At 70.2% G+C, this 22,762-nt stretch carries 19 protein-coding genes; 18 read left to right on the top strand and 1 reads right to left on the bottom strand.

Annotation, left to right across the window (positions count from 1 at the left end; translation table 11 throughout):
- Positions 1-13: 13 nt before the first annotated feature.
- Positions 14-301, bottom strand: coding sequence for a co-chaperone GroES (locus MD221_RS15890; protein WP_242112931.1), 288 nt, complete (start codon positions 299-301; stop codon positions 14-16).
- Positions 302-734: 433 nt separating this feature from the next.
- Here MD221_RS15890 and MD221_RS15885 point away from each other — a divergent pair, with 433 nt between their 5' ends.
- The 18 genes from MD221_RS15885 (at position 735) to MD221_RS15800 (ending at position 22,691) form a co-directional block, all read left to right on the top strand.
- Positions 735-1,367: a YjfI family protein gene (locus MD221_RS15885; protein WP_242112930.1), complete on the top strand. Its 633-nt coding sequence runs from the start codon at positions 735-737 to the stop codon at positions 1,365-1,367.
- Positions 1,364-2,101: a PspA/IM30 family protein gene (locus tag MD221_RS15880; RefSeq protein WP_242112929.1), complete on the top strand. Its 738-nt coding sequence runs from the start codon at positions 1,364-1,366 to the stop codon at positions 2,099-2,101. The genes MD221_RS15885 and MD221_RS15880 overlap by 4 nt, the downstream gene beginning before the upstream one ends.
- Entirely contained in the window at positions 2,098-2,751 is a 654-nt protein-coding gene (locus tag MD221_RS15875; RefSeq protein WP_242112928.1) for an OB-fold-containig protein, read from the top strand. Before MD221_RS15880 ends, MD221_RS15875 begins: the two co-directional genes overlap by 4 nt.
- A 41-nt stretch (positions 2,752-2,792) precedes the next feature.
- A complete protein-coding gene (locus tag MD221_RS15870; RefSeq protein ID WP_242112927.1) occupies positions 2,793-4,799 on the top strand; it encodes a flotillin family protein in 2,007 nt (668 codons plus the stop codon).
- A 53-nt stretch (positions 4,800-4,852) separates the two neighbouring features.
- Positions 4,853-5,119, top strand: a complete 267-nt coding sequence (locus tag MD221_RS15865) for a hypothetical protein (RefSeq protein ID WP_242112925.1) — start codon at positions 4,853-4,855, stop codon at positions 5,117-5,119.
- A gap of 76 nt (positions 5,120-5,195) precedes the next feature.
- The gene (locus MD221_RS15860; protein WP_242112923.1) at positions 5,196-10,580 is read left to right on the top strand and encodes a DNA repair ATPase; all 5,385 of its coding nucleotides are present in this window, start codon (positions 5,196-5,198) and stop codon (positions 10,578-10,580) included.
- 26 nt (positions 10,581-10,606) lie between these two features.
- Complete coding sequence (locus MD221_RS15855; RefSeq protein WP_242112921.1) at positions 10,607-11,323, top strand: hypothetical protein; 717 nt, start codon at positions 10,607-10,609, stop codon at positions 11,321-11,323.
- Positions 11,320-12,438, top strand: coding sequence for a toxic anion resistance protein (locus MD221_RS15850; protein WP_242112919.1), 1,119 nt, complete (start codon positions 11,320-11,322; stop codon positions 12,436-12,438). The genes MD221_RS15855 and MD221_RS15850 overlap by 4 nt, the downstream gene beginning before the upstream one ends.
- Positions 12,435-13,172, top strand: a complete 738-nt coding sequence (locus MD221_RS15845) for a phospholipase D-like domain-containing protein (RefSeq protein ID WP_242112918.1) — start codon at positions 12,435-12,437, stop codon at positions 13,170-13,172. The genes MD221_RS15850 and MD221_RS15845 overlap by 4 nt, the downstream gene beginning before the upstream one ends.
- A gap of 249 nt (positions 13,173-13,421) precedes the next feature.
- A complete protein-coding gene (cutA, locus tag MD221_RS15840; RefSeq protein ID WP_242112916.1) occupies positions 13,422-13,754 on the top strand; it encodes a divalent-cation tolerance protein CutA in 333 nt (110 codons plus the stop codon).
- Positions 13,755-13,908: 154 nt separating this feature from the next.
- The gene (locus MD221_RS15835) at positions 13,909-14,328 is read left to right on the top strand and encodes a VOC family protein (protein WP_242112914.1); all 420 of its coding nucleotides are present in this window, start codon (positions 13,909-13,911) and stop codon (positions 14,326-14,328) included.
- A gap of 306 nt (positions 14,329-14,634) precedes the next feature.
- The gene (locus MD221_RS15830; protein WP_242112912.1) at positions 14,635-17,097 is read left to right on the top strand and encodes a protein-disulfide reductase DsbD; all 2,463 of its coding nucleotides are present in this window, start codon (positions 14,635-14,637) and stop codon (positions 17,095-17,097) included.
- A complete protein-coding gene (locus tag MD221_RS15825; protein ID WP_242112910.1) occupies positions 17,097-17,699 on the top strand; it encodes a TlpA disulfide reductase family protein in 603 nt (200 codons plus the stop codon). The genes MD221_RS15830 and MD221_RS15825 overlap by 1 nt, the downstream gene beginning before the upstream one ends.
- A 323-nt stretch (positions 17,700-18,022) precedes the next feature.
- Complete coding sequence (gene aroQ, locus MD221_RS15820) at positions 18,023-18,472, top strand: type II 3-dehydroquinate dehydratase (RefSeq protein WP_242112909.1); 450 nt, start codon at positions 18,023-18,025, stop codon at positions 18,470-18,472.
- 134 nt (positions 18,473-18,606) lie between these two features.
- Positions 18,607-19,092, top strand: coding sequence for an acetyl-CoA carboxylase biotin carboxyl carrier protein (gene accB / locus MD221_RS15815; protein WP_242112908.1), 486 nt, complete (start codon positions 18,607-18,609; stop codon positions 19,090-19,092).
- 87 nt (positions 19,093-19,179) lie between these two features.
- The gene (gene accC, locus MD221_RS15810) at positions 19,180-20,547 is read left to right on the top strand and encodes an acetyl-CoA carboxylase biotin carboxylase subunit (protein ID WP_242112907.1); all 1,368 of its coding nucleotides are present in this window, start codon (positions 19,180-19,182) and stop codon (positions 20,545-20,547) included.
- A 42-nt stretch (positions 20,548-20,589) separates the two neighbouring features.
- Positions 20,590-21,510: a 50S ribosomal protein L11 methyltransferase gene (gene prmA / locus MD221_RS15805; protein ID WP_242112906.1), complete on the top strand. Its 921-nt coding sequence runs from the start codon at positions 20,590-20,592 to the stop codon at positions 21,508-21,510.
- An 8-nt stretch (positions 21,511-21,518) separates the two neighbouring features.
- Positions 21,519-22,691: a DUF3426 domain-containing protein gene (locus tag MD221_RS15800; RefSeq protein WP_242112905.1), complete on the top strand. Its 1,173-nt coding sequence runs from the start codon at positions 21,519-21,521 to the stop codon at positions 22,689-22,691.
- Positions 22,692-22,762: the final 71 nt, after the last annotated feature.

Below are 22,762 nucleotides of genomic sequence, written 5' to 3'. Positions count from 1 at the left end.
AAGGACCCGCAGATCAGCCGACGATGGCGAGGATGTCGTCTTCGCGCACGATCTTGTATTCGACGCCGTCCTGCTTGTAGGACGAGCCCGAGTACTGGCCGTAGATGACCTTGTCGCCGACCTTGACCTTCGGCGCGCGCAGGCTGCCGCTGTCCAGCGCCTTGCCCTCGCCCACGGCGACCACTTCGCCCTTGGTCGGCTTCTCTTTGGCGTTGTCGGGGATGACGATGCCGCCGGCGGAAACTTCGTCGGCTTCGATCGGCTTGACGATGACGCGGTCGTAAAGCGGCTTGAGATTCATTGCTGTCCTCGCAAGTAATTGGTTGGAAAGGATAAATTGTAAAAACAGACGCAAATTTTAGCAGTCGTGAAGGCCGAGTGCCAAACTCACGAGCAGGAAAACCCGGCCAGGCCGGGATGGCTTGGACATGAGGCGGGGCCGCGGGCTTTTCAAGGGCTCGCAATGTGCGCGGATCGATGTGCCTCCGGCTCGCCCGAGACCGCTCGAAAGGAGTCCGGAATCCCTTAAACGCCAACAAGATCAATCTCTTGAATCGCTCGAATCGGCCTGTCCGTCCGCCCCGGCCGCTGCAGGCGCGGGTCGGGCCAGACGCGATGACTTCGACCGTGAGCCCGCGACGGCCCGGCTGCGCCTCCGGCTTCCAGGCGGGTGCGACATTTCCTGGCGAATTGCCTCTTGCAAACATTTCATGAAATGCTTACCGTAAGCTTTCATGAAAACACCGCACCCAAAATCTTCCACCGTCTACGTGCGCGAGTTCCGCGAACGCATGCGGCGGGAAGGCTTTGTCAAAAAGGACGTCTGGATCCTGCCCGAGCACGCGGACGAGCTGGCCGCCGTGGAGCGCCGCCTGCGCACGCCCGGCGGCGCGGACGCGCAGCCGCCGGCCGACGAGATGAATGTCGGCCCCGCCTGGACGATGCGCTCCCTGCACGCCGCGCTGGCCGACACCCGCCCCCTGCAGAGCGGCGCGATCTGGATGGAGCTGCTGGAAGGCGCCGAGCCCAGCCTGCATCTGGTGATGCGCGACCACGGCGACCTGCCCATCTACGTCGCCGCCGGCGGCGAGCAGATCGTGGTCGAGGCGCTGATGTGGCCGGTCGACGACGTCCTCGACCCGGCCGCCTTCAACGCCCACATCCTGCGCACGCACAAGCTGCTGCCGCTGTCGGCGATGGGTATCGAGATCGTCGGCGGGGTCGCCTGTCACGTCATGTTCGGCTCGCTCGATGCGCATTCGAGCCTGGCGAACGTGCTGTTCGAGATCGAGACGCTGGCCGAGAACGTGATCAGCGCCGCCGAGGCGTTCGAGCCGTTCCTGCGCCCCGAAGCCTTCGGCGCATGAACGGCCTCGCCTCGATCTTCGGCCATCTGCGCGAGCAGCTTTCCGAGATCGGCGAGTCGATCTTCGGCGGCCAGGCTCAGCGCGGCCTGGACGCCGACATCCGCGATACCGATGCCCATCTGCACGAATGGCGCGCGCACCTGGCCACCTTCCAGGCCAACCGCCTGACCGCGAACGAACGCATCGAGCGGACCGCGGCGACGATCCAGCAGCGCGAGGCGCAGGCGCTGTCCGCCCTGCGCACGGGCAAGACGGCGTTGGCCCGGGAGGTGGCGACGGCCATCGTGCAACTGGAGCAGGCACGCGACGACGAGCGCGCCTTCGTCGCGCAGCTCGACGGGCGCATCGCGCAGATGCGACAGTTGATCGAACAGGGGGAGAACAACTTGCGCCGACTGCAGCACCAGCTCGACGCGCTGCGCGCCGCCGAAGCGGTGCAGCGGGCGCAGGAAATCATCGCCAGCCGTCAGTCGGGCCCCTCGACGCTGCCGCAGACCGCGATCGAGTCGCTGCTGCGCGCCCGACGCCAGAAGAATGCGCCCGACGAGCAGAGCGTGCGCCCGGCGCGCGACCCTGCCGCATCGGAATTGGACGGGCGGCTGGAAGCGGCGGGCATCGGCGAGCACGACACCCGTGCCCAGCTCGTGCTCGAACGCATCGGCCAGCGCATGGCCGAACCCGCCTCGACCCGCGGCCGTCGCCGCAAGCCGGACCCGGACCAGGAGCCGCGATGAACGACTTCCTCCGCACATCGCTGAGTTTCCCGACGCTGCTGTACAGCATCCTGCTGGTGGTCTGCCTGGTGTACTGGCTGCTCGCCGCGACCGGCCTGGCCGACAGCCACGACAGCCACGACCTGCCGGTAGGCGACGGGCACGGACACGGCAACAGCCTCGACCACGACAGCGAAGGGCTGGCCGGAATCCTGGGACGGTTCGGCCTGTCCGGAGTCCCGCTGATGGTGATCCTCACCGTGCTGAGCCTGGTCGGCTGGCTGGGCACGTACTTCGTGCACCTGCTGCTGCTCGCCCCCCTGCCGACCATGATGCGCCTGCTGATCGGCGCGGCGGTGGCGGTGGGCATGCTGGTGCCGGGCGTGTTCCTCACCTCGCTGCTGCTGCGCCCGGTGAGCAAGCTGATCCTGCGCCTGCGCCCTCCGGCCGATCCGTCGATCCTCGGGCGGGTGGCGACCGTGAGCACGCCTACGGTCGATGCCGGCTACGGCCAGGCCACGGTGGACGACGGCGGCGCCGGCCTGGTGCTGCAGATCCGCCACGAGGACCCCGAACGCTTCAAGCGCGGCGACCGCGTCGTGCTCATCGAATACGTCGCTTCGCAGCACGCGTACCGCGTGATCTCGGAACAGCAGTTCAACACCCTGTAGTCGTACGGATCCAACAAGGAGAAGTTGCAATGAGTATGTCCATGATCCTCCCCCTCCTCATCGGGGCTGGCGTCGTGCTGGTGCTTCTGTTCGGCCTCCTCGGCATGTTCAAGGCCTTCTACATCAAGGTCGACCAGGGTACCGCCCTGATCGTCAACGACATGAGCTCCACGCCGAAGGTGCGCTTCACCGGCGGGCTGATCATCCCGGTGCTGTACCGCGCCGAGCACATGCGCATCAGCCTGATCACCCTGCAGGTCGACCGCCGCGGCAAGGAGGGACTGATCTGCCGCGACAACATGCGCGCCGACATCACCGTAGCCTTCTACCTGCGCGTCAACGAGACGCAGTCCGACGTGCTGCGCGTGGCCAAGGCGATCGGCGCCGACCGCGCCTCCGACAAGAACGCGGTGGACGAGCTGTTCAACGCCAAGTTCTCCGAGGCGCTGAAGACGGTCGGCAAGAAGTTCGAGTTCACCGACCTGTTCGAGAAGCGCCAGGAGTTCCGCGACGAGATCGTCAAGGTGATCGGCAACGACCTCAACGGCTACGTCCTCGAGGACGTGGCGATCGACTACCTGGAACAGACGCCGAAGAGCCTGCTCGACCCGAGCAACATCCTCGACGCCGAAGGCATCCGCAAGATCACCGAGCTGACCGCGACGCAGAATGTGGTGACCAACGAGCTCGAGCAGAACGAGAAGCTGGCCATCACCAAGAAGAACGTCGAGGCGCGCGAGGCGACGCTGGCGCTGGAGCGCCAGCAGGCCGAGGCCGAGGCGCGCCAGCAGCGCGAGGTGGACACGATCCGCGCCCGCGAGGAGGCCGAGACCGCGCGCGTGCGCGAGGAGCAGCGCCTGATCGCCGAACAGGCGCGTCTGGCCGCGGAGGAGCAGATCCAGATCCGCGACCAGAACCGCCAGCGCGAGGTGGAAGTGGCCGAGCAGAACCGCCAGCGCGCCGTGGCCATCGAGGCCGAGCGCGTGGCGCGCGCGCGCCAGCTGGAGCAGGTCACCACCGACCGCGAGGTGCAGCTGCAGGGCGTGGAGCGCGACAAGGTGGTCGAGAACGGCAAGATGGACGTGGCCAACATCACCCGCGAGCGCATCGCCATCGACAAGACGGTGGCGCAGGAGGAGGAACGCATCAAGGAAGTGCGTACCGTCTCGCTGGCCGAGCGCGAGCGCCAGGCCAAGGTGATCGCGGCCGAGGCCGCGGCGCAGGAGGACCTGGTGCGCACGGTGAAGGAAGCCGAGGCGGCGGAAGCGGCGGCCAAGTTCCGCGCGGTCGAGATCACCACCATCGCGCAGGCCGAGCTCGACGCCGCGGCCAAGGACGCTGACGCCAAGAAGCTGCTGGCCGAGGGCGTGCGCGCCGAGACCGCCGCGCCCGGCCTGGCCGAGGCGCAGGTGCGCGAGGCGACCGCGAGCGCGATCGAGAAGGTCGGCGTGGCCGAGGCGCGGGTGATCGAGGCCAAGGCCGAGGCCACCTACAAGGAGGGCAGCAGCCAGGCGCGCGTGCTCGCCGAGAACCTGGCCGCGCAGGCCGAGGGCGAGGAGAAGATGGGCCGCGCCAAGGCGAGCGCCGTGGAATCGGTGGGCATGGCCGAGGCCAACGTCACGGTGAAGAAGCTCACCGCCGAAGCCGAGGGCCTGACCGCCAAGTTCGGCGCGATCGATTCGCTCAGCGACACCGCGCGCAGCCACGAAGAGTTCCGCATGACACTGGAGACGCACCTGGAGCAGGCGATGGCGGCGATCGAGGCCGGCCGCGAGGTATCCAAGGAGAACGCGGAGGTCATCGCCACCGCGCTGCGCAACGCCAACATCGATCTGGTCGGCGGCGACGGCGGCCTGTTCGAGAGCTTCTCCCGGGCGCTGTCGCTGGGCAAGGCGGTGGAAGGCTTCGCCGGCAAGAGCCCGATCGTGCAGGACCTGATGGAACGCTTCCTAGGCGTGGTCAAGCCGGCGCGCGAGCAGCCGATCGACGCGTCGGTGGTGCCGATCGGCGCGGCCGACAAGGGCAGGCAGGAGTCCGCCAGCGCCTGAGGCCAGGCTCCGGCGCTCCACTCTTTCCATCGCTACGACAAGGACTTCAAGACATGAGCCAAGAAAACCGCGACTTCCTGGAGATGGCGTTCCACTCCATCCGTTGCTTCGGCGACGACGGCCGCCTGGACGCGGCCGAACTGGGCCGGATCCTCGCCATCGCCGAACGCGACGGCGTCACCGACGCCAACGAGCTGCGCGTGCTGGGCAACATCGTCGCGCGGATCCGGCCGGACGAGATCGATGCGGCGATGCGGGCGCAGCTGACCGACATCGCCCGCAAGTACGGTCTCCAGGTTCCGGGCGAGACCCACGCCTGACCGTCCGCGCCGGCGGGCCCGGATCGGCCCGCCGGCCGTCGCTCTCCAACCGCCCCGGATCGGGCGAGGTATCACGATGTCGCAATCCGCCATCCCCGCCGAACAAGGCGCCGTTGCCGAAGAGGCCTCGACCGCCCAGGGCGTCGACCAGGCCGTCGCGCAGGGCGGCGCCTACGAGGTGCTGCGCCGCCGCCTGAGCGAACAGGGCGCGCGGCTGCGCCAGGTCGCCGAGGCGCTCAACGCGCAGCGCTTGCAGGAATTCGGCGACAGCCGCCTGGAGGTGATCGGGCGCCTGCGCATCCGCACCGAGAACAACTGCATCGGCCGCGACATCGTCCCGGTCGGCGACCTGCTGCTGTTCGGCTACAACGTGTTCCTCGGGCTGAAGACCACCACGCGCGTCGAGGACGTGTTCGGCCTCTACCGCCTGGTCGAGGGCGCCGACGGCTTCGACGTCACGCCGGTCGACCAAGCCGGCAGCTTCCTCGGCGAGGCCGCGTTCGTGCGCGACTTCAACGAACTGTACGCCTACTACAAGAATGCGCGCCTGCTGCAGCTGGACGTGGCCGGCGGCAAGCTGCTCGCGGCCTTCCAGATCGGCGAGCGCAGCAGCGACGTGCGCGTGTTCCGCTGGGCCATCCTCGACGGGAGTGCGCCCAACCGGGGCGAGCTGACCTACATCGATACGCGCGGCGAGCGCGATCTCGCGCTGCCTCCGCCGTTCGACTTCGAGTGGACGCGGGCCACCCGCGAGCTGATGGTCAGCGGCCGCTTCCCGCACCTGAACATCCTCGACACCCTGTTCGTGGAGACCACCGGCGGCGACCTGACCATCAAGGTCGAGAACAACACCGAGCAGGGCCAAGGCATCTACAGCGAGCCGGTCGAGGACAAGACCCAGTCGCTGGACGACGCCAGCATCGACTTCGCCCGGGTCGGTTCGCTGATCCTGCTCAAGGTGCTGCCCTACCGCGAAACCGCCTGGCGCGGGCTGGTCTACAATACGCTCACCGGCAAGGTGACGCGCAACGACGCCATCGTGCAGGCCTGCGTCCAGCTGCCGGAAGACCACGGGATCATCTTCCCCGGCGGCTACTACCTGCAAAGCGGCGAGCACAAGGCCTTCGAGGCCGGCATGGAGGGCATGCAGTTCCAGCGCGCCACCCGCTCGCCCAACGGCGAGGACGTGATGTACGTCTTCTACGAGCACGAGCAGGGGCGCACGGCGCTGTTCGTGTACAACCTGATCCAGCGCAAGCTGCAGAATCCGCTGTTCGGGCACGGCCACGCGCTGCTGCCGGACGGCCGCATGGTGCTGTTCCACGCCGAGGGCGACGGGGCCACGCGCATCCACCCGATGCAGGTCTGGCAGACCCCGTTCACCAGCGACGAATTCGCCGCCGCCAGACCGCCGGGCACCAGCTTCATGGGCCGGATCGGCAACGCCGCGCTGGTGCGCGGCATCTCCGACCTGTACGACCTCGGCCGCGAGATCGACAACACCGACGTCTCGGTGCAGCGCTACCAGCTGCTCACGCAGAACACCCGCCGCCTGTTCGATGCGCACCACTGGCTGGACGATGCCCATTGCCAGGGTGCGGCCGGCCTGCTGCACGAGATCAGCGCCACCGGCGAGTCGGTGCTGGACGAGTTCGAGAAGGTCGAGATCATCCGCCGGCAATCCGACGCCGCGATGGCGCAGGCACGCGCCGAGCACAAGGCCCTGCTCGGCCGCCTGCTGCCGGAGAACTGGACCGAGGTCGCCGAGTTCGTCGAGGCGCTCAATGCCATCACCCGCCAGCGCGGCCAGCTGCTGACGATCCGCGAATACCGCTACATCGACACCGCCGCGATCGACGCGATGGGCGCCGAACTGCAGAGCCAGCACGAGCGCATCGGCGCGGCCACCGGCGCCTTTCTCGGCGACGACAAGGCGCTGCAGCCCTATGCCAAGCGCGTGGAGGAGCTCGACGCGCTCGCCCAGCAGGCGCAGACCGCCAAGCAGCTGGCCGAGCACGTCGCGGCGCTGCAGACCATGTCTGCCGACCTGGACATGCTCTCGGAGCTGGTCGCCAGCCTGAAGGTCGACGACGCCACCCAGCGCACCCGCGTGGTCGAGGTGATCTCGGCCATCTATGCCCGCCTCAACCAGGCCAAGGCACGGGCCGAGCAGCGGCGCAAGGCATTGGGATCGGCCGAGGCGGTCGCCCAGTTCGGCGCGCAATTCGCGCTGTTCGGCCAGGCGATCACCAGCGCGCTGGGACTGGCCACCGACCCCGAGCGCGCCGACGAGCAGCTCTCGCGCCTGATGGTCCAGCTCGAGGAACTGGAAAGCCAGTTCGGCGAGCACGAGCAGTTCCTCGGCGACATCCTCGCCAAGCGCGAGGAGCTGCTGGAAACCTTCGAGTCGCACAAGCAGGGCCTGCTCGACGAGCGCCAGCGCAAGGCGCAGTCGGTGCTGGACGCGGCCAACCGCATCCTCGAGGGGCTGGGCCGGCGGACCGAGAAGTTCGCCGGCGCCGACGAGCTCAACGCCTTCTTCGCCGGCGATCCGCTGATCCTCAAGCTGCGCGAACTGGCCGAGCGCCTGCGCGGCTACAAGGACAGCGTCAAGGCCGACGACGTCGAGGCGCGGCTGAAGGGCGCGCGCGACCAGGCGGTGCGCGCGCTGCGCGACCGCAGCGACCTGTTCGAGGACGGCGGCAGCGTCCTCAAGTTCGGGCGCCATCGCTTCAGCGTCAACACCCAGCCGCTCGACCTGACCATCCTGCCGCGCGGCGACGAACTGGCGCTGCACCTGACCGGCACCGACTTCATGGAGCCGATCCACAACGAGGAACTGGCGGCGCTGCGCGAATTCTGGCCGGTGAGCCTGGAGTCGGAAACGCCCACGCTCTACCGCGGCGAATACCTGGCCGGCGAAGTGCTGGAGGCGGCCGGTTCCGGGCGCGAGGGCCTCGACCGCGACCTCCTGCAACGGCAGGGTGCCGATCCCGAGGCGCTGGCGAAGACGGTGCGCGATTTCGCCGCGCCCCGCTACCGCGACGGCTACGAACGCGGCATCCACGACCACGACGCCGCGCTGATCCTGCGCACCCTGCTGGCCCAGCGCGCGAGCGCCGGGGCGCTGATCCATGCGCCGGCCGCGCGCGCGCTGGCCACGCTGTTCTGGGCCGAGCACCGGCAGCGCGAGGACGCGTCGGGCTGGCCGCAACGCCTGGCCGGCGCGCAGGCCATGCGCGCATTGTTCGGCAACCGCGCGGCCCTGGAGTCGCTGCACGCGGAAATCTCCGCGGCGCTCGCCGGCCATCTCCAGGCCACCGCGCTCGCCTTCGACCCGTCGCTGGTTGGCGCGGCCGCGGACTATCTGATCGAGGAACTCGGCCAGGACGAGGTGGCCTTCGTGCGCTCGCGCTACGCGCGCGAGCTGCAGGAGGGGCTGCGCGCGCGCCTGGCCGAGACCGCGGCCCTGCAGGACGCGTTCGCGCGCACGCTGGACGCCCTGCCCCCGGCCGCGCGCTGGGCGCACGCGCTGCAGTGGTTCGAGGGCCTGTGCGCGCAGGACACGTTCGCGCCGATGGCCGCCTACGCGCCGGAAGCGGCCGCCGCGCTGCTGGTCGAGGGCATCCTGCCCAGGCGCGACAACGACACGACGCTGCTGGCCACCGTCGAGGGCCTGCTCGGCGAACACCCGCGCATCCAGGCCGGCCGCCTGCGCTTCGCCGCCGACGACCTGCTCGGTCGCCTGCGCCTCCACCGCGAATGCTTCCTTCCCGGCTATCGCCGCTACCAGTCGCTGCGCCAGGAGATCGCCGGGCGCGAGCGCGAAGCGCTGCGCCTGTCCGAGTTCAAGGCAAGGCCGCTGACCTCGTTCGTGCGCAACAAGCTCATCAACGACATCTACCTGCCGATCGTCGGCGACAACCTCGCCAAGCAGATCGGCACCGCGGGCGAAGGCAAGCGCAGCGACCTGATGGGTCTGCTGATGCTGATCTCGCCGCCGGGCTACGGCAAGACCACGCTGATGGAATACGTCGCCCACCGGCTCGGCCTGGTGTTCATGAAGGTCAACGGCCCGGCGCTAGGGCACGGCGTGCGTTCGCTCGATCCGGCGCAGGCGCCGGACGCGACCTCGCGCCAGGAGCTGGAAAAGCTCAACCTGGCGCTGGAGATGGGCAACAACGTGATGCTGTACGTCGACGACATCCAGCACACGCACCCGGAGTTCCTGCAGAAGTTCATCTCACTGTGCGACGGCACCCGCCGCATCGAAGGCGTGTGGAAGGGCCGCACCAAGACCTACGACATGCGCGGCAAGAAGTTCTGCGTGGTCATGGCGGGCAACCCGTACACCGAGTCCGGCGAGGTGTTCAAGATCCCCGACATGCTCGCCAACCGCGCCGACATCTACAATCTCGGCGACGTGCTCGGCGGCATGGAGGCGGCGTTCACGCTCAGCTACATCGAGAACAGCCTCACCTCCAATCCGGTGCTGGCGCCGCTGGCCACGCGCGACCTGGCCGACCTCTACCTGCTGGCGGAGAAGGCCGGCGGCAAGGAGGTCTCGCTCAACGCGCTCAGCCATGCCTACAGCGGCGCCGAGAGCAACGAGATCGTCGCCACGCTGCAGCGGCTGATGCAGGTGCGCGACGTCGTCTATCGCGTCAACCAGCAGTACATCGCCAGCGCCGCGCAGGCCGACAAGTACCGCACCGAGCCGCCGTTCAAGCTGCAGGGCAGCTACCGCAACATGAACAAGCTGGCTGAGAAGGTGTCGCCGGTGATGAACGCCGCCGAGCTGCAGCAGCTCATCGCCGACCACTATCTCGGCGAGGCGCAACTGCTCACCACCGGCGCCGAGGAAAACCTGCTCAAGCTGGCCGAGTTGCGCGGCACGCTGAGCGGCGAGGACGCCGCGCGCTGGGCACAGATCCAGCGCGACTTCCTGCGCAACAAGGCGATGGGCGCCGACGATGCCGACGTCGGCGGCCGCGTGGTGGCGCAACTGGCGGACATCGCCGAAGGCCTGCAGGCTCTCGGCGAGAGCGCGCCGCCACCCGCCACGCCGCCAATTGCTACGCCGGCGCCCTGGGACGACGTGCTCGCCCTGCTGCGCCAGGTCGCCGCGGAGCGGCAGGCGCCCGTTGCGCAGGCTTCCGTTGGGCAAGCCCCCGCCGATGCCGGCGACGCCTCGTCGCTGGCCACGGCACTGCCGCAGAGCTTGCGCGCGGCGGTGGAGCCGCTGCTGGAGGCCATTCGCGCCAGCCACGCGCAGCAGGACCGGATCAACGCCGCGATGCTGCAGCTGGCCGGCGCGATGCGCGACGGCGGCGCGCCCTCCAGGGGCCGGACGCCGGCAACGCGCAAGCCGCCGCACAAGCCGACCTCCGCCGAACAACCGCTGGACGAGGCGTTGCAGCAACTGCACCTGTCCGATCCGCAGCCGGACGCCTCCGCGTGAAACCCGGCGCCCCGGCCCCTGAACCAGTGCGCGATCTGGGCGCGGCGCTCCTGGCCGAGGTCGATCTCGACGCCGTCGCCGCGCGCTTGTCGCGATTGCCCACGGCCGCGCTGCTCGATGCGCTGGAAGGCGTTGTGGCCACGCTCGACAACGCCGACCCGGCACGCCGGCGCAAGCGCGCCGGCGTGCTCGGCCGCCTGCTCGGCCGCGACCTGGTGGCGCAGGCGCAACCGGATCCCGTCGAGAACCGGATACGGCTGCAGCTGGCCGGCGCCCAGGCGCTCGCCGTCGAGCTGGCCGAAGGCAGCGACGCACTCGCCGCCCTGTCCGCGCATCTGCAGCGACAGACCGCCCGCCTCGACGAACTGCTCGCCGGCGAACGCCTCGCCGACACCGAGGCGGACGCTGCGCACCGGACCGTGGCCCGTCAGCGCCGCCTGGAGCACCTGGACGCGATCGCGGCCTCGTGGCGTGCCACGGTGGCGCAGATCGCGGTGGTGCGCGACCATGCCGCGTTGCTGCTCGACCGCCATGCACAGGTGCGGGACCTGCTCACCACGCTGTGGCGGCAGCGCGCGGCGGCCACCGCCGCGGCGGCGCAGCTTGCCGCCGACCCCGGGAACGAACGCCGTCTCCGGACCCTGTTGCGCGCGCAACTGATCCCGCTGCGCGCATCCGCCCTGCAGATTGCCGCCTCACCGTCCGCTGACATCGAACGCCCATCCAAGGAGCCCACGCCATGACCCAGCCCACTTCGGACTTCGGCAACACCGACCTCGTCACTTTCGCGGCCGAGGGCGTGCCGGACGAAGCCGCGCTGACGGCGCTCGGCCTCACCGCCGAGGACACCCCGCGCATCCTGGAGATCCGCCAGACGCTGCAGGACCTCGCGCCCGCCGGCATCCACGGCTTCGGCCGCGAGGCGGCCACCAAGACCACCGAGTTCTCCGGCCAGCTGCTCGACCAGGTGCGCAACCGCGACCTGGACGGCACCGGAGACAAGCTCGGCGAGGTGGTGCGCATCGCTCGCACGCTCAACCTGCGCAAGCTCGGCGCCCGCTCCAAGGTGCCGGTGATCGGACCGCTGATCGATCGCATGCGCGTCTCCAAGGGCGAGCTGGTGCAGAAGTTCAGCAACACCAACCAGCAGATCGAACAGCTGATGCGCGACGTCTCGCGCCAGCAGGACGACCTCGGCAAGCGGGTCAAGGACTTCGACCGCATGTACGAGATCGTGCTCGACGAGCGACACGAACTCGGCCTGCACATCGCCGCCGGGCGCATGCGCCTGGCCGGCCTGGAGCAGGAGCGGCGCGCGCTGGAGGGCGCGGAGGACCCGCAGTCGCGCAACCGGCGCGCCGAGGTGGACAATGCCGTGCGCCTGCTCGACAAGCGCGTGGGCGACCTGGTGCTGCTGCAGCACGCCGCCGACCAGTCGCTGCCGACCATCCGCATCATCCAGGCCAACGCGATGCTGCTGATCGAGAAGTTCGCCGCGGTGCGCGACATCACCATCCCGGCGTGGAAGCGCAGCTTCGCCATCCAACTGTCGCTGCATGAGCAGAAGAACGCCGTCGAGCTGGCCACTGCCATCGACGACGCCACCAACGAGATGATGCGCAGCAATGCCGACCTGCTGCACCAGAATTCGGTCGACACGGCCAAGGCCAACCAGCGCGGCGTGATCGACGTGGAGACGCTGCAGTACGTCCACGACCAGCTGATCCGGACCGTCGAGGACGTGCGCGCGATCCACCGCGAGGGCATCGAGAAGCGGCGCCAGGCCGAACACCAGCTGGCGCAGATGCGCGAGGACGTGCAGAAGCGCCTGGCCGCCCCGACCATCGAAACGCGATGAGCGCCGCGCCAGACTCGAGCCGGCCCGATTTGGACCGGCTTGATTTCGGCCGGCTCGACCACCTGCTGCGCGACTCGGCGGCGGATCTCGAGCTCGACAACGAGGAACGCTTCGAGCTGCGCGAGATCGGATCGGGCGCCGACGCCGACCGGCTGCGCTTCCTGCGCAACCGCGCCTTCGAGATGGCGCGTGAGCTGATGCTGGCCGACGCCGGCGCCATGCTGCCCGCGCTGCGCTGGCTGGAGCAGGTGGTGAAGACCCTCGACCTGTCCGCCACCGCCGCGGCAGCCGGCACCACGGCCTTCTTCACCCCCGGCGACAGCTGCCTGCGCAAGCTGCGCGAACTGTGCCGCGGCAGCCGGCGCGGCATCGACGTGTGCGTCTACACCATCGCCGACGACCGCCTGAGCGAGGAACTGCTGGCCGCGCACCGCCGCGGCGTGCGGGTGCGCATCATCAGCGACAACGACAAGCGCTTCGACGACGGCAGCGACATCATCCGCCTAGCCGCCGCCGGCATCGCGGTGCGGGTGGACGAGACGCCTTTCCACATGCACCACAAGTTCGCCCTGTTCGATGGCGCCCTGCTCGCCAACGGCAGCTTCAACTGGACGCGCAGCGCCAGCTCGTCGAACCAGGAGAACCTGGTGGTCAGCCGCGACGCCTATCTGCTGCGCTGCTTCGGCGGACAGTTCGAGGCATTGTGGGAGCGCTTCCCCGCCTTGGCCGCCTGAGGGCGCCTAGTGGGCGAAATAATGCATGCCGCCGCCGACCGGCACGACCGCGCCGGTGACGGGTAGCCGACGGCGACGCCCTCGCCCAGGTCGCGGACGCGAACGACGACGAACAGTCTGTTCCATGCTCCCTTGTTCGCGGCCCGCGCTGTCTGCGACCGCATCCGGGCGCTCGCCTCCGGCCCCGCTGGAATCCGACCCCACTGGAATCCGACCCCGTTAGAATCCGGACCCCGCTAGAATCCTGCCATGTCCGACGTCCGCATCGTGTTCTGTACCTGCCCCGATGCCGGCACCGCCGAACGCATCGCCCAGGCGCTGGTCGGCGAGCGGCTGGCCGCCTGCGTCAACCTGCTGCCCGGCGTCGAATCGGTGTACCGCTGGCAAGGCGCGCTCGAGCGCTCGCGGGAAGTGCAGCTGATCGCCAAGACCGTCGAGCCGCGCCTGGAGGCGCTCATCGCGCGGGTCCGCGCGCTGCATCCCTACGAGCTCCCCGAAATCCTCGCCATCGCCGCGTCGGGCGGCCTGCCGGACTATCTCGACTGGGTGCGCGCGGAGACCGGGCACCCGCCCGGCGGCTGAGCGCGGGCGCCCCGGGCGCGGCGCGGAGCCAGCGGGGAGAGCGAAAAAAATCCGCCGGCGGTGTCGATTCGCGCGATCCTGGTTCGTCGCCTTGCCGAACGGACCGGAAACGGCTCCGTGATTCGACCCCATCCTCAATCCCAGGACCGATGCCATGACCGCCCATTCCCAGCTGTTCGTCAATTTGCCCGTGCAGGACCTCGATCGCTCGGTCAAGTTCTTCGCCGCGCTCGGCTACAGCTTCAATCCGCAGTTCACCGACGAGAACGCCACCTGCATGCTGCTGGGCGAGAACCTGTTCGCGATGCTGCTGGTGCGGCCGTACTTCCAGACCTTCACCAGGAAGGAAGTGATCGACCCGCAGCGCCAGGTGCAGACCCTGCTGGCCGTGCCGCTGGACACCCGCGAGGCGGTCGATGCCCTGGTGGACAAGGCCGTCGCCGCCGGCGCCAAGGCGCACGAACCCAAGGACCTCGGCTTCATGTACCAGCGCGCCTATGACGACCTGGACGGCCACACCTGGGAAGTGTTCTACATGGACATGAGCGCCATGTCGGGCGACGCGCAGGGCTGAGCCGGCGTCCCGGCCGCATTCGCCGGGACCTCGTTCTCCAGCGCGCGGCGCCCGGCGATCCGCGGCGCCGCGTGCCTCGATGCGGCGATCTGCGGCGCGAGACCGGGCCGCGGGGCCCATGACAGCGGGCGGGCGCATGGGTAGGCTTGCGGTCTCGGCCGTCCCGAGCCAGCGACCTCTCCGCCTCCGCTTTCCGCGCGCCCGAAGAACTCCCGGCGGCCGCGACGGTCGAACCGGTCCGGCGCGCGCGGGCCCGCTGCCATCGGGCCGCCGCCTCCCCCATCCCGGAACCGAGATTTGAAGCCGATGCCCTGGCGCCCGCGACGCCTGTCCGCCCCCATCGCCACTGTCGCCGCCAGCCTTGCCGCCGCCGTCGTCGCGACCGTCCTGCTGCTCGCGCCCGTGCCCGGCTCGGCCGCGATCAACGAGGCCGACCTGCTGCCCGTCGACGAGGCCTTCGCGCTGACGGCCCAGGCCGCCGCGCCCGGCCGCATCGAGGTGCACTGGAAGATCGCGCCCGGCTACTACCTGTACCGGCATCGCATCGCGGTGCAGGCGGTCGAGGCGGGCATCAGGCTCGATGCGCCGCAGCTGCCCGGCGGCGAGAAGCACCACGACGAATTCTTCGGCAACGTCGAGACCTATCGCGACGGCGTCACCGCGCTGGTCGGCGGCGACGGCATCGACGGCCTGCGCGCCTTGACGCTGCGGGTGAAATACCAGGGCTGCGCCGATGCCGGCGTGTGCTATCCGCCACAGACGAGGACCTTGAATGTCGCCCTGCCCGCGCCGGCCTCCGCCGCGGACGACACGCAGGGCGGCGGCGACGGCAGCCTGGCCGCGCTGGGCGCGGCACTGGGCGGGCGCCGCCCGCTCGCGCCGGCCGCCCAGGCCGGCAGCGACGCGCTGCCGCTGCCGCCGGAGCAGGCATTCGGCTTCGAGGCGATCGCCGACGGCGGCAATGCGCTGCTGCTGCGCTTCACGCCGGCGCGCGGCTACTACCTGTATCGCGACAAGACCCGGCTCAAGCTCGCCGCCGACGGCATCGCGCTCGGCGCGCCGCGCTGGCCGCGCGGCGTGCAGCACCGCGACGAGCATTTCGGCGAGGTGGTGGTCTATTTCGACCAGGTGGAAGTGCCGCTGCCGCTGCGCCGCACGCAGGCCGGCGCGCAGCAGGTCACGCTGACCGCGACCTTCCAGGGCTGCCAGAACGAGGGCATCTGTTATCCGCCGATGACGCGCAACGTCACGGTGGCGCTGCCCGCGGGCAGCGTGGCCGATACCGCCCCGCAAGCCACGGATGCCGGAGGTTCGGATGCCGCCGGCGCGGATGCCGCGAGTCCGGAGGCCGCGACGGCGCCTGCGTCCCCGGACACCGCCTCCGCATCGAACGACGGCGCCCCGGTCAATTCCGCGGACGGAACCCCCATCCGCCAAGCGGCGAAAAGCCTGCGGGCCGCCGATGCCGCCTCGCAGGCCGAGGACGTCCGCCTCGCCGCGGAACTGGCCGGCAAGAACCGCTGGACCGCCCTGTTCTGGTTCTTCCTCGGCGGCCTCGGCCTGGCCTTCACGCCCTGCGTGCTGCCGATGGTCCCGATCCTGTCCGGACTGATCGCCGGCCAGGGCACCCGGCTCGGCAGCGCGCGCGCGCTGGGGCTGTCGCTGGTCTATGTGCTGGCCAATGCGCTGGTGTTCACCGTGGCCGGGGTGATCGCCGGGCTGGCCGGCCTCAATCTGCAGATCCTGTTCCAGACGCCCTGGGTGATCGTGCTGTTCGCGCTGCTGTTCGCGGCGCTGGCACTGTCCTCCTTCGGCCTGTACGAACTGCAGTTGCCGGCCGCATTGCGCGCGAAGCTCGGCGGCCTCAGCGACCGGCAGCGCGGCGGCTCGCTGCTGGGCGTGGCCGCGATGGGTGCGCTGTCGGCGCTGATCGTCGGTCCCTGCGTGGCGCCGCCGCTGGCGGCCAGCGTGCTGTACATCACCCAATGGCGGGACCCGGTGTTCGGCGGCCTGGCCTTGTTCCTGCTGGCGATGGGCATGGGCGTGCCGCTGCTGGCCTTCGGCGCCGCCGCTGGCCGCGGCATGCCGACCAGCGGGCCGTGGATGATCGCGGTGCAGCGCGTGTTCGGCTTCGTGTTCCTGGCGCTGGCGGCCTGGATGGTCTCGCGCATCCTGCCGGGATCGGTGACGCTGGCCCTGTACGGCCTGCTGGCGATGGCCGCGGCGGCCTGGGCCTTCGCCGGCGCGCGCAGCGAGAGCGCGCGCGTGCGCTGGCTGTCACGCTTCGCCGGCCTGGTGCTGGCGGTGATCGGCGCGGCGCAGCTGCTCGGCGCGCTCAGCGGCGGGCGCGACCCGCTGCAGCCGCTGGCCGGCGTGTTCAACGGCGGTGCCCAGCATCGCGAACTCGCCTTCCGCACCATCAAGTCCGCGCAGGACCTGGATCGCGAACTCGCCGCCGCCCAGGCCGCCGGCAAGCCGCTGCTGTTCGACTTCTATGCCGACTGGTGCGTGGCCTGCAAGGAGATGGAGAAGTACACCTTCACCGATCCGGCGGTGCAGGCAGCGCTGGCCGACTTCGTGCTGCTCAAGGCCGACGTCACCGCCAACGACGAGACCGACCAGGCGCTGATGAAACGTTTCGGCATCATCGGTCCCCCCGCCACCCTGTTCTTCGCCGGCGCCGCGGAACGGCGCGAGCTGCGCCTGTTCGGCTTCGAAAAGGCCGAGGTCTTCGCCGCGCGCGTGCAGCGCGCGCGCAAGGCCGAGTGATGCAAGCCAACACCAAGATCCTGCTGGTGGCCGCGGCGGCGGGCGCGCTCGGCGTGATCGCCAGCCTCGCCACGAACGGTCCCGGCCCGTTCTTCGGCAGCGAGCTGGGCCAGCGCGTGCTGCAATCGTCCATGGACGCGAGCGCGCCGCCGGTCCCGGCCGGGGTCGCGGTGGCGCGGCGCGGCGAACGCATCGCCGACTTCGCGGTGCCGGCGCTCGACGACGGCCAGATCCAGGTGCCGGGCGCCTACGCCGGCCGGCCGGTGCTGATCAACCTGTGGGCCAGCTGGTGCGCGCCCTGCGTGGAGGAAATGCCGGAGCTGCAGCGCTTCCACGCCGCGCAAGGTGAGCACGGCACACAGGTGGTCGGCATCGCCCTCGACGATGCCGAGGCCGTGCGCGGCTTCCTCGGCCGCGTCGGCGTCACCTACCCGATCCTGATCGACGCCGCCGGCCCCGCCGATGCCGGCGTGCGCCTGGGCAACCCCAAGGGCGTGCTGCCCTATTCGGTGCTGATCTCCGCCGACGGCCGCCTGCTCAAGCAGCGCATCGGACCGTTCCGGAAAGGCGAGATAGACACCTGGGCGAGCAAGCGCGATTAGCCGATGCCCTATCGGCATCGGCTGCGCTTGCGAGCGCCCGGCCAAGGAAGGCCGGGCCGGACGTTCCGAAGCCCGAGATGCGCCGCCATGGATGGCAGTGGTCCTCTTTCCGGATTTGACCGATGCCCTATCGGCATCGGCTGCGCTTGCGAGCGCCCGGCCACGGAAGGCCGGGCCGGACGCCTGAAGCCCGCACTGCCGCGCCGCGAGCGCTCCGGGATTCAAACAAGCGCTTAAATCACCCGAATCGGGGCAAACTTCGGCGATCTGGACAGCATCCCCCGCTTCCCGCAGACTGCGCGCCTGTCCCCACGACCGGTCCCATGGCCAATCTGCTGGTTCTGCACGGCCCCAACCTCAATCTGCTCGGCACACGCGAGCCGGAGGTCTACGGCCGCACCACGCTGGCGGAGATCGATGCCGCGCTGCGGGCGCAGGCCACCGCTGCCGGCCACGCCCTGGACAGCCTGCAGTCCAACGCCGAGGCGGCCCTGGTCGACCGCGTGCAGGCCGCGCGCGAGGACGGCACCGCCTTCATCCTCATCAATCCGGCCGCCTTCACCCACACCTCGGTCGCCCTGCGCGACGCGCTGGCGGCGGTGGCCATCCCCTTCATCGAGGTCCACCTGTCCAACCCGCACAGCCGCGAGCCGTTCCGCCACACCAGCTATTTCAGCGACCTGGCGGTAGCGGTGATCTGCGGCTTTGGTGCCGACGGCTACCGCTACGCGCTGGAAGGCGCGCTGGCGCGGCTGGCCAAGGCACAGGGATAGCCGTCCGCATGCCCCGACGTCGTCCCCCCTTTTCTCCGGCGCCCTCGCGCCCGGCGTGGCGCGCCCACTCCCGGGCCGAGCGTCTCCGGCACGGCGCCGGCTGAGCGCCGCCTTTCACTCTCACGAGGCCATCCATGGACCTGCGAAAAATCAAGAAACTGATCGATCTCCTCGAAGAATCGAATCTGTCGGAAATCGAGATCAAGGAAGGCGAGGAATCCGTGCGCCTGGCGCGCGCGCCCAAGGGGCTCCCCGCCGCGCCGACCGTGGTGCACACCGTCGCGGCCGCTCCGATGCCCGCCGTGCCGATGCCGATGCACTCGCCCACCGAGGCCGCCACCGGCGGCAGCAAGTCGGCGGCCGATCCGAACCAGGGCCTGCCCGACGGCCACGTGGTGCGCTCGCCGATGGTCGGCACCTTCTACGCCTCGGCGGCGCCGGACAAGCCGGCCTTCGTCACGGTCGGCGCCACCGTCAAGGCCGGCGACACCCTGGGCATCATCGAGGCGATGAAGATGTTCAACCCGATCGAGGCCGACGTGTCCGGCACCGTGCTGGCGATCCAGTGCGAGAGCGGGCAGCCGGTCGAGTTCGACCAGCCGCTGTTCGTGATTGGGTGAGCGGGGATTTCGAGCGGCGCTGCCGCGAGCCCGCGAACGCCCGCCGGCCCTGCCGGCTGGCCGGAACGATTACATGGGACATGAAACATGCTTGACAAAGTAGTCATCGCCAACCGCGGCGAGATCGCGCTGCGCATCCTGCGCGCCTGTCACGCCATGGGCATCCGCACGGTCGCGGTGCATTCCACCGTCGACCGCAACCTCAAGCACGTGGCGATGGCCGACGAGTCGGTGTGCATCGGTCCCGCGCCGTCCTCGGAAAGCTACCTCAACATGCCGGCGATCATCGCCGCCGCCGAGGTCACCGACGCGCAGGCGATCCACCCCGGCTACGGCTTCCTGAGCGAGAACGCCGACTTCGCCGAGCGCGTGGAGCAGAGCGGCTTCGTCTTCATCGGCCCCAAGGCCGACACCATCCGCCTGATGGGCGACAAGGTCGAAGCGATCCGCGCCATGAAGAGCGCCGGCGTGCCCTGCGTGCCCGGCAGCGGCGGCCCGCTCGGCGACGACGCCGCCGCCAACGTCAAGATCGCCCGCGAGATCGGCTATCCGGTGATCGTGAAGGCGGCCGGCGGCGGCGGCGGCCGCGGCATGCGCGTGGTGCACACCGAGGCCGCACTCAACAACGCCATCGCCACCACCAAGTCGGAAGCCAAGGCGGCCTTCGGCAACGACATGGTGTACATGGAGAAGTTCCTCGAGAACCCGCGCCACGTCGAGATCCAGGTGCTGGCCGACGGCCAGGGCAACGCCATCCACCTCGGCGAGCGCGACTGCTCGATGCAGCGCCGCCACCAGAAGGTCGTCGAGGAGGCGCCGGCGCCGGGCATCACGCCCGAGCAGCGCGCCGAGATCGGCCGCGTCTGCGTGGAGGCGTGCATCCGCATCGGCTACCGCGGCGCCGGCACCTTCGAGTTCCTCTACGAGAACGGCCGCTTCTACTTCATCGAGATGAACACGCGTATCCAGGTCGAGCATCCGGTCACCGAGATGGTCACCGGCATCGACCTGGTGCGCGAGCAGCTGCTGATCGCCGCCGGCCACAAGCTGTCGATCCGCCAGGAGGACGTGGTGCTCACCGGCCATGCCATCGAATGCCGCATCAACGCCGAGGACCCGGACACCTTCCTGCCCTCGCCCGGCCTGATCCAGCACTTCCACTCCCCCGGCGGTCCCGGCGTGCGCGTGGACTCGCACGTCTACGAGGGCTACCGCGTGCCGCCCAACTACGACTCGATGATCGGCAAGCTGATCGTGCACGGCGCCACCCGCGCGCAGGCCATCGCGCGCATGCGCGTGGCGCTCTCCGAGATGGTGGTGGACGGCATCAAGACCAACATCCCGCTGCAGCAGCGCATCCTCGCCGACGGCGGCTTCCAGCAGGGCGGGCAGAACATCCACTACCTCGAGAAGCGGCTGGCCGAGCGCAAGGAAAAATCGCTCTCGATCGTGTGATCGCCAGCCCAGTACGCATCGCACAGACACCGGAACGCCCGCTTGCCCTTCCTCGAACTCAGCCTGCGCTGCCGCGAATCCGAACAGCCGCGCTACGAGCGCGCGCTGGAGGACGTGGGCGCGCTGGCGGTCACCATGCTCGACGCCGACGCCGAGACGTCGAACGAGCAGGCCATCCTCGAACCCGGCGTCGGCGAGACGCCGCTGTGGGACGCGATCACGCTCAGCGCGCTGTTCGCGCACGACACCGACGCGCTGCTGCTGCTCGCCGCGCTGGAGGCGTTCGACCCGGAACTGGACTGGTCGCGGGCGGGCTTCCGCAACGTCGAGGACCAGGACTGGGAACGCGCGTGGATGGACCAGTACGCGCCGCTGCGCTTCGGCGAGCGCGTCTGGATCGTGCCCTGGAACTGCGAGGTGCCCGCCGAGGCGGACGCCCCGCAGGCGGCGATCGTGCGGCTCGACCCGGGCCTGGCGTTCGGTTCCGGGACGCATCCGACCACGGCGCTGTGCCTGCGCTGGCTCGACGCCCTGGCCGCCGACGGCCTGCTGCGCGGACAGCGCGTGCTCGATTTCGGCTGCGGCAGCGGCATCCTGGCGCTGGCGGCGCTGAAGCTGGGCGCGGGGAATGCCGTGGGCGTGGACAACGACCCGCAGGCGCTGGTCGCCACGCACGATAACGCCGAGAGCAACGGCATTGACGGCGCCCTGTCGGTGCACCTGCCGCAGGACGAGCCGGCCGCGCAGTATCCCGTCGTTCTCGCCAATATCCTGGCCTCGGCGCTGGACGCGCTCGCCGACACGCTGGCCGCGCGCGTGGCTCCCGGCGGGCGCATCGCGCTGTCGGGCATCCTCGACGGCCAGCAGGACGCCTTGCTGCGGCGCTACGGCGCCTGGTTCGAGGAATTGCGCGTCGCCGTGGACGGCGACTGGGTCCGGATCGACGGCCGCAAGCGTGATTGAATAGCCGCATGTTCATCAATTGCCCGCACTGCCGCGCGCTGGTGGCCACCGACCTGGCCACGGGCCTGCCGCCGGAGCGCTGCCCGCGCTGCGCGCAGCGGCTGCGCGAGGCGCCGCAACCGCAGGCGGTCGCGCCCGCCACGGAGACGGTGGCGGCATCCGAACCCCGCGCTGCGGAGCCGGTCTCCGCGTCTTCATCCGCGACGGCTCCCGCATCGGCATCGGTCGCAACGCCGGTATCGGCACCGACGCCGACATCAACAACAACGGCCTCGTCGGTTACGCCTCCGCAACCCGCGGCGCAGCGCGAGCTGCCCGCCGACGATCCCGCCCTGATCGTCACGCTGCCGGGCACGCCGCCGCCGGCGCCCCTCTCCGCGCCCGCGGCCCCCGAGCCGCGCACCTTCGTCGCGCTGCTGAAAACAGCGGCGCCCGCGGCCGCGACGGCGTTCGATGCCGCGCCCCTTGCGCCTCCCGGCGAACGCGCCGGGAGCCACGCCGCGCCGCCTGCAGCGGCGGATGCGATCGCCCCACAAACGCCACCGTCCGGGGAACCCGCGGCACCCGTCGAATCATCGCCTGCCGAGATATCGAGCGAGAACGCCGACGCGGTGACGCCGCCGTCTTCACCGGCGCGCGAGTCGGCGGTGGCACCGAAGGCCAAACCCGCGCCGAGCTTCGCGCGCGCCGCCGACGCCCCGGAAACCGTGCAGCTTGCGCACGGATGGAAATTGCCGGCCGCCGTGGCCGCGCTGGCGCTCGCGCTGGGACTGCAGCTGCTGCTCGCGGACCGCGACCGGCTGGCGATGGATGCGGGCTGGCGACCGGTCGTCTCGGCGCTGTGCGGCGTGCTGCGCTGCGCGCTGCCGCCCTGGCGCGAACCGGCCGCTTTCGTGCTGGTCGACCGCGACGTGCAGTCGCACCCGAACAAGTCCGGCGTGCTGCGCGTCACCGCCACCTTCCGCAACGAGGCGCGCTGGGCGCAGCCGTGGCCGCGCCTGCAACTGACCCTGTCGGACGTCAACGGCAATCCGGTCGCCGCGCGCGTATTCACCGAAAGCGAATATCTCGGTGCCGCGCCCGCACAACCCTTGCTCGCCAGCGGCCAGAGCGCGTCCATCGCGATGGACATCGTCGAGCCCTCCAAGCAGAGCGTGGCGTTCGATTTCGCGCTGCAGTGATGTTTTCCGCTTCGATGCGCGTCACATTGGCGTCCGCGCCCCGGGCGCGCTAGACTCGCTTCCCCCTGCCG

The organism is Luteimonas aquatica, from assembly GCF_022662575.1.
Lineage (GTDB): Bacteria > Pseudomonadota > Gammaproteobacteria > Xanthomonadales > Xanthomonadaceae > Luteimonas > Luteimonas aquatica.
Note: the sequence above shows the minus strand (reverse complement) of the source record. Positions and strands in the feature narration are given on the sequence as shown.

Excerpts from the sequence above, each read along its gene's own strand:
- MD221_RS15885 (WP_242112930.1), top strand. The coding sequence starts at position 735 with ATGAAAACACCGCACCCAAAATCTTCCACCGTCTACGTGCGCGAGTTC.
- MD221_RS15880 (WP_242112929.1), top strand. The coding sequence starts at position 1,364 with ATGAACGGCCTCGCCTCGATCTTCGGCCATCTGCGCGAGCAGCTTTCC.
- MD221_RS15860 (WP_242112923.1), top strand. The coding sequence starts at position 5,196 with ATGTCGCAATCCGCCATCCCCGCCGAACAAGGCGCCGTTGCCGAAGAG.
- MD221_RS15865 (WP_242112925.1), top strand. The coding sequence starts at position 4,853 with ATGAGCCAAGAAAACCGCGACTTCCTGGAGATGGCGTTCCACTCCATC.
- MD221_RS15825 (WP_242112910.1), top strand. The coding sequence starts at position 17,097 with ATGCAAGCCAACACCAAGATCCTGCTGGTGGCCGCGGCGGCGGGCGCG.
- MD221_RS15845 (WP_242112918.1), top strand. The coding sequence starts at position 12,435 with ATGAGCGCCGCGCCAGACTCGAGCCGGCCCGATTTGGACCGGCTTGAT.
- MD221_RS15890 (WP_242112931.1), bottom strand. The coding sequence starts at position 301 with ATGAATCTCAAGCCGCTTTACGACCGCGTCATCGTCAAGCCGATCGAA.
- MD221_RS15850 (WP_242112919.1), top strand. The coding sequence starts at position 11,320 with ATGACCCAGCCCACTTCGGACTTCGGCAACACCGACCTCGTCACTTTC.
- accB (WP_242112908.1), top strand. The coding sequence starts at position 18,607 with ATGGACCTGCGAAAAATCAAGAAACTGATCGATCTCCTCGAAGAATCG.
- MD221_RS15870 (WP_242112927.1), top strand. The coding sequence starts at position 2,793 with ATGATCCTCCCCCTCCTCATCGGGGCTGGCGTCGTGCTGGTGCTTCTG.
- MD221_RS15830 (WP_242112912.1), top strand. The coding sequence starts at position 14,635 with ATGCCCTGGCGCCCGCGACGCCTGTCCGCCCCCATCGCCACTGTCGCC.
- MD221_RS15800 (WP_242112905.1), top strand. The coding sequence starts at position 21,519 with ATGTTCATCAATTGCCCGCACTGCCGCGCGCTGGTGGCCACCGACCTG.
- aroQ (WP_242112909.1), top strand. The coding sequence starts at position 18,023 with ATGGCCAATCTGCTGGTTCTGCACGGCCCCAACCTCAATCTGCTCGGC.
- MD221_RS15875 (WP_242112928.1), top strand. The coding sequence starts at position 2,098 with ATGAACGACTTCCTCCGCACATCGCTGAGTTTCCCGACGCTGCTGTAC.
- MD221_RS15835 (WP_242112914.1), top strand. The coding sequence starts at position 13,909 with ATGACCGCCCATTCCCAGCTGTTCGTCAATTTGCCCGTGCAGGACCTC.
- accC (WP_242112907.1), top strand. The coding sequence starts at position 19,180 with ATGCTTGACAAAGTAGTCATCGCCAACCGCGGCGAGATCGCGCTGCGC.
- cutA (WP_242112916.1), top strand. The coding sequence starts at position 13,422 with ATGTCCGACGTCCGCATCGTGTTCTGTACCTGCCCCGATGCCGGCACC.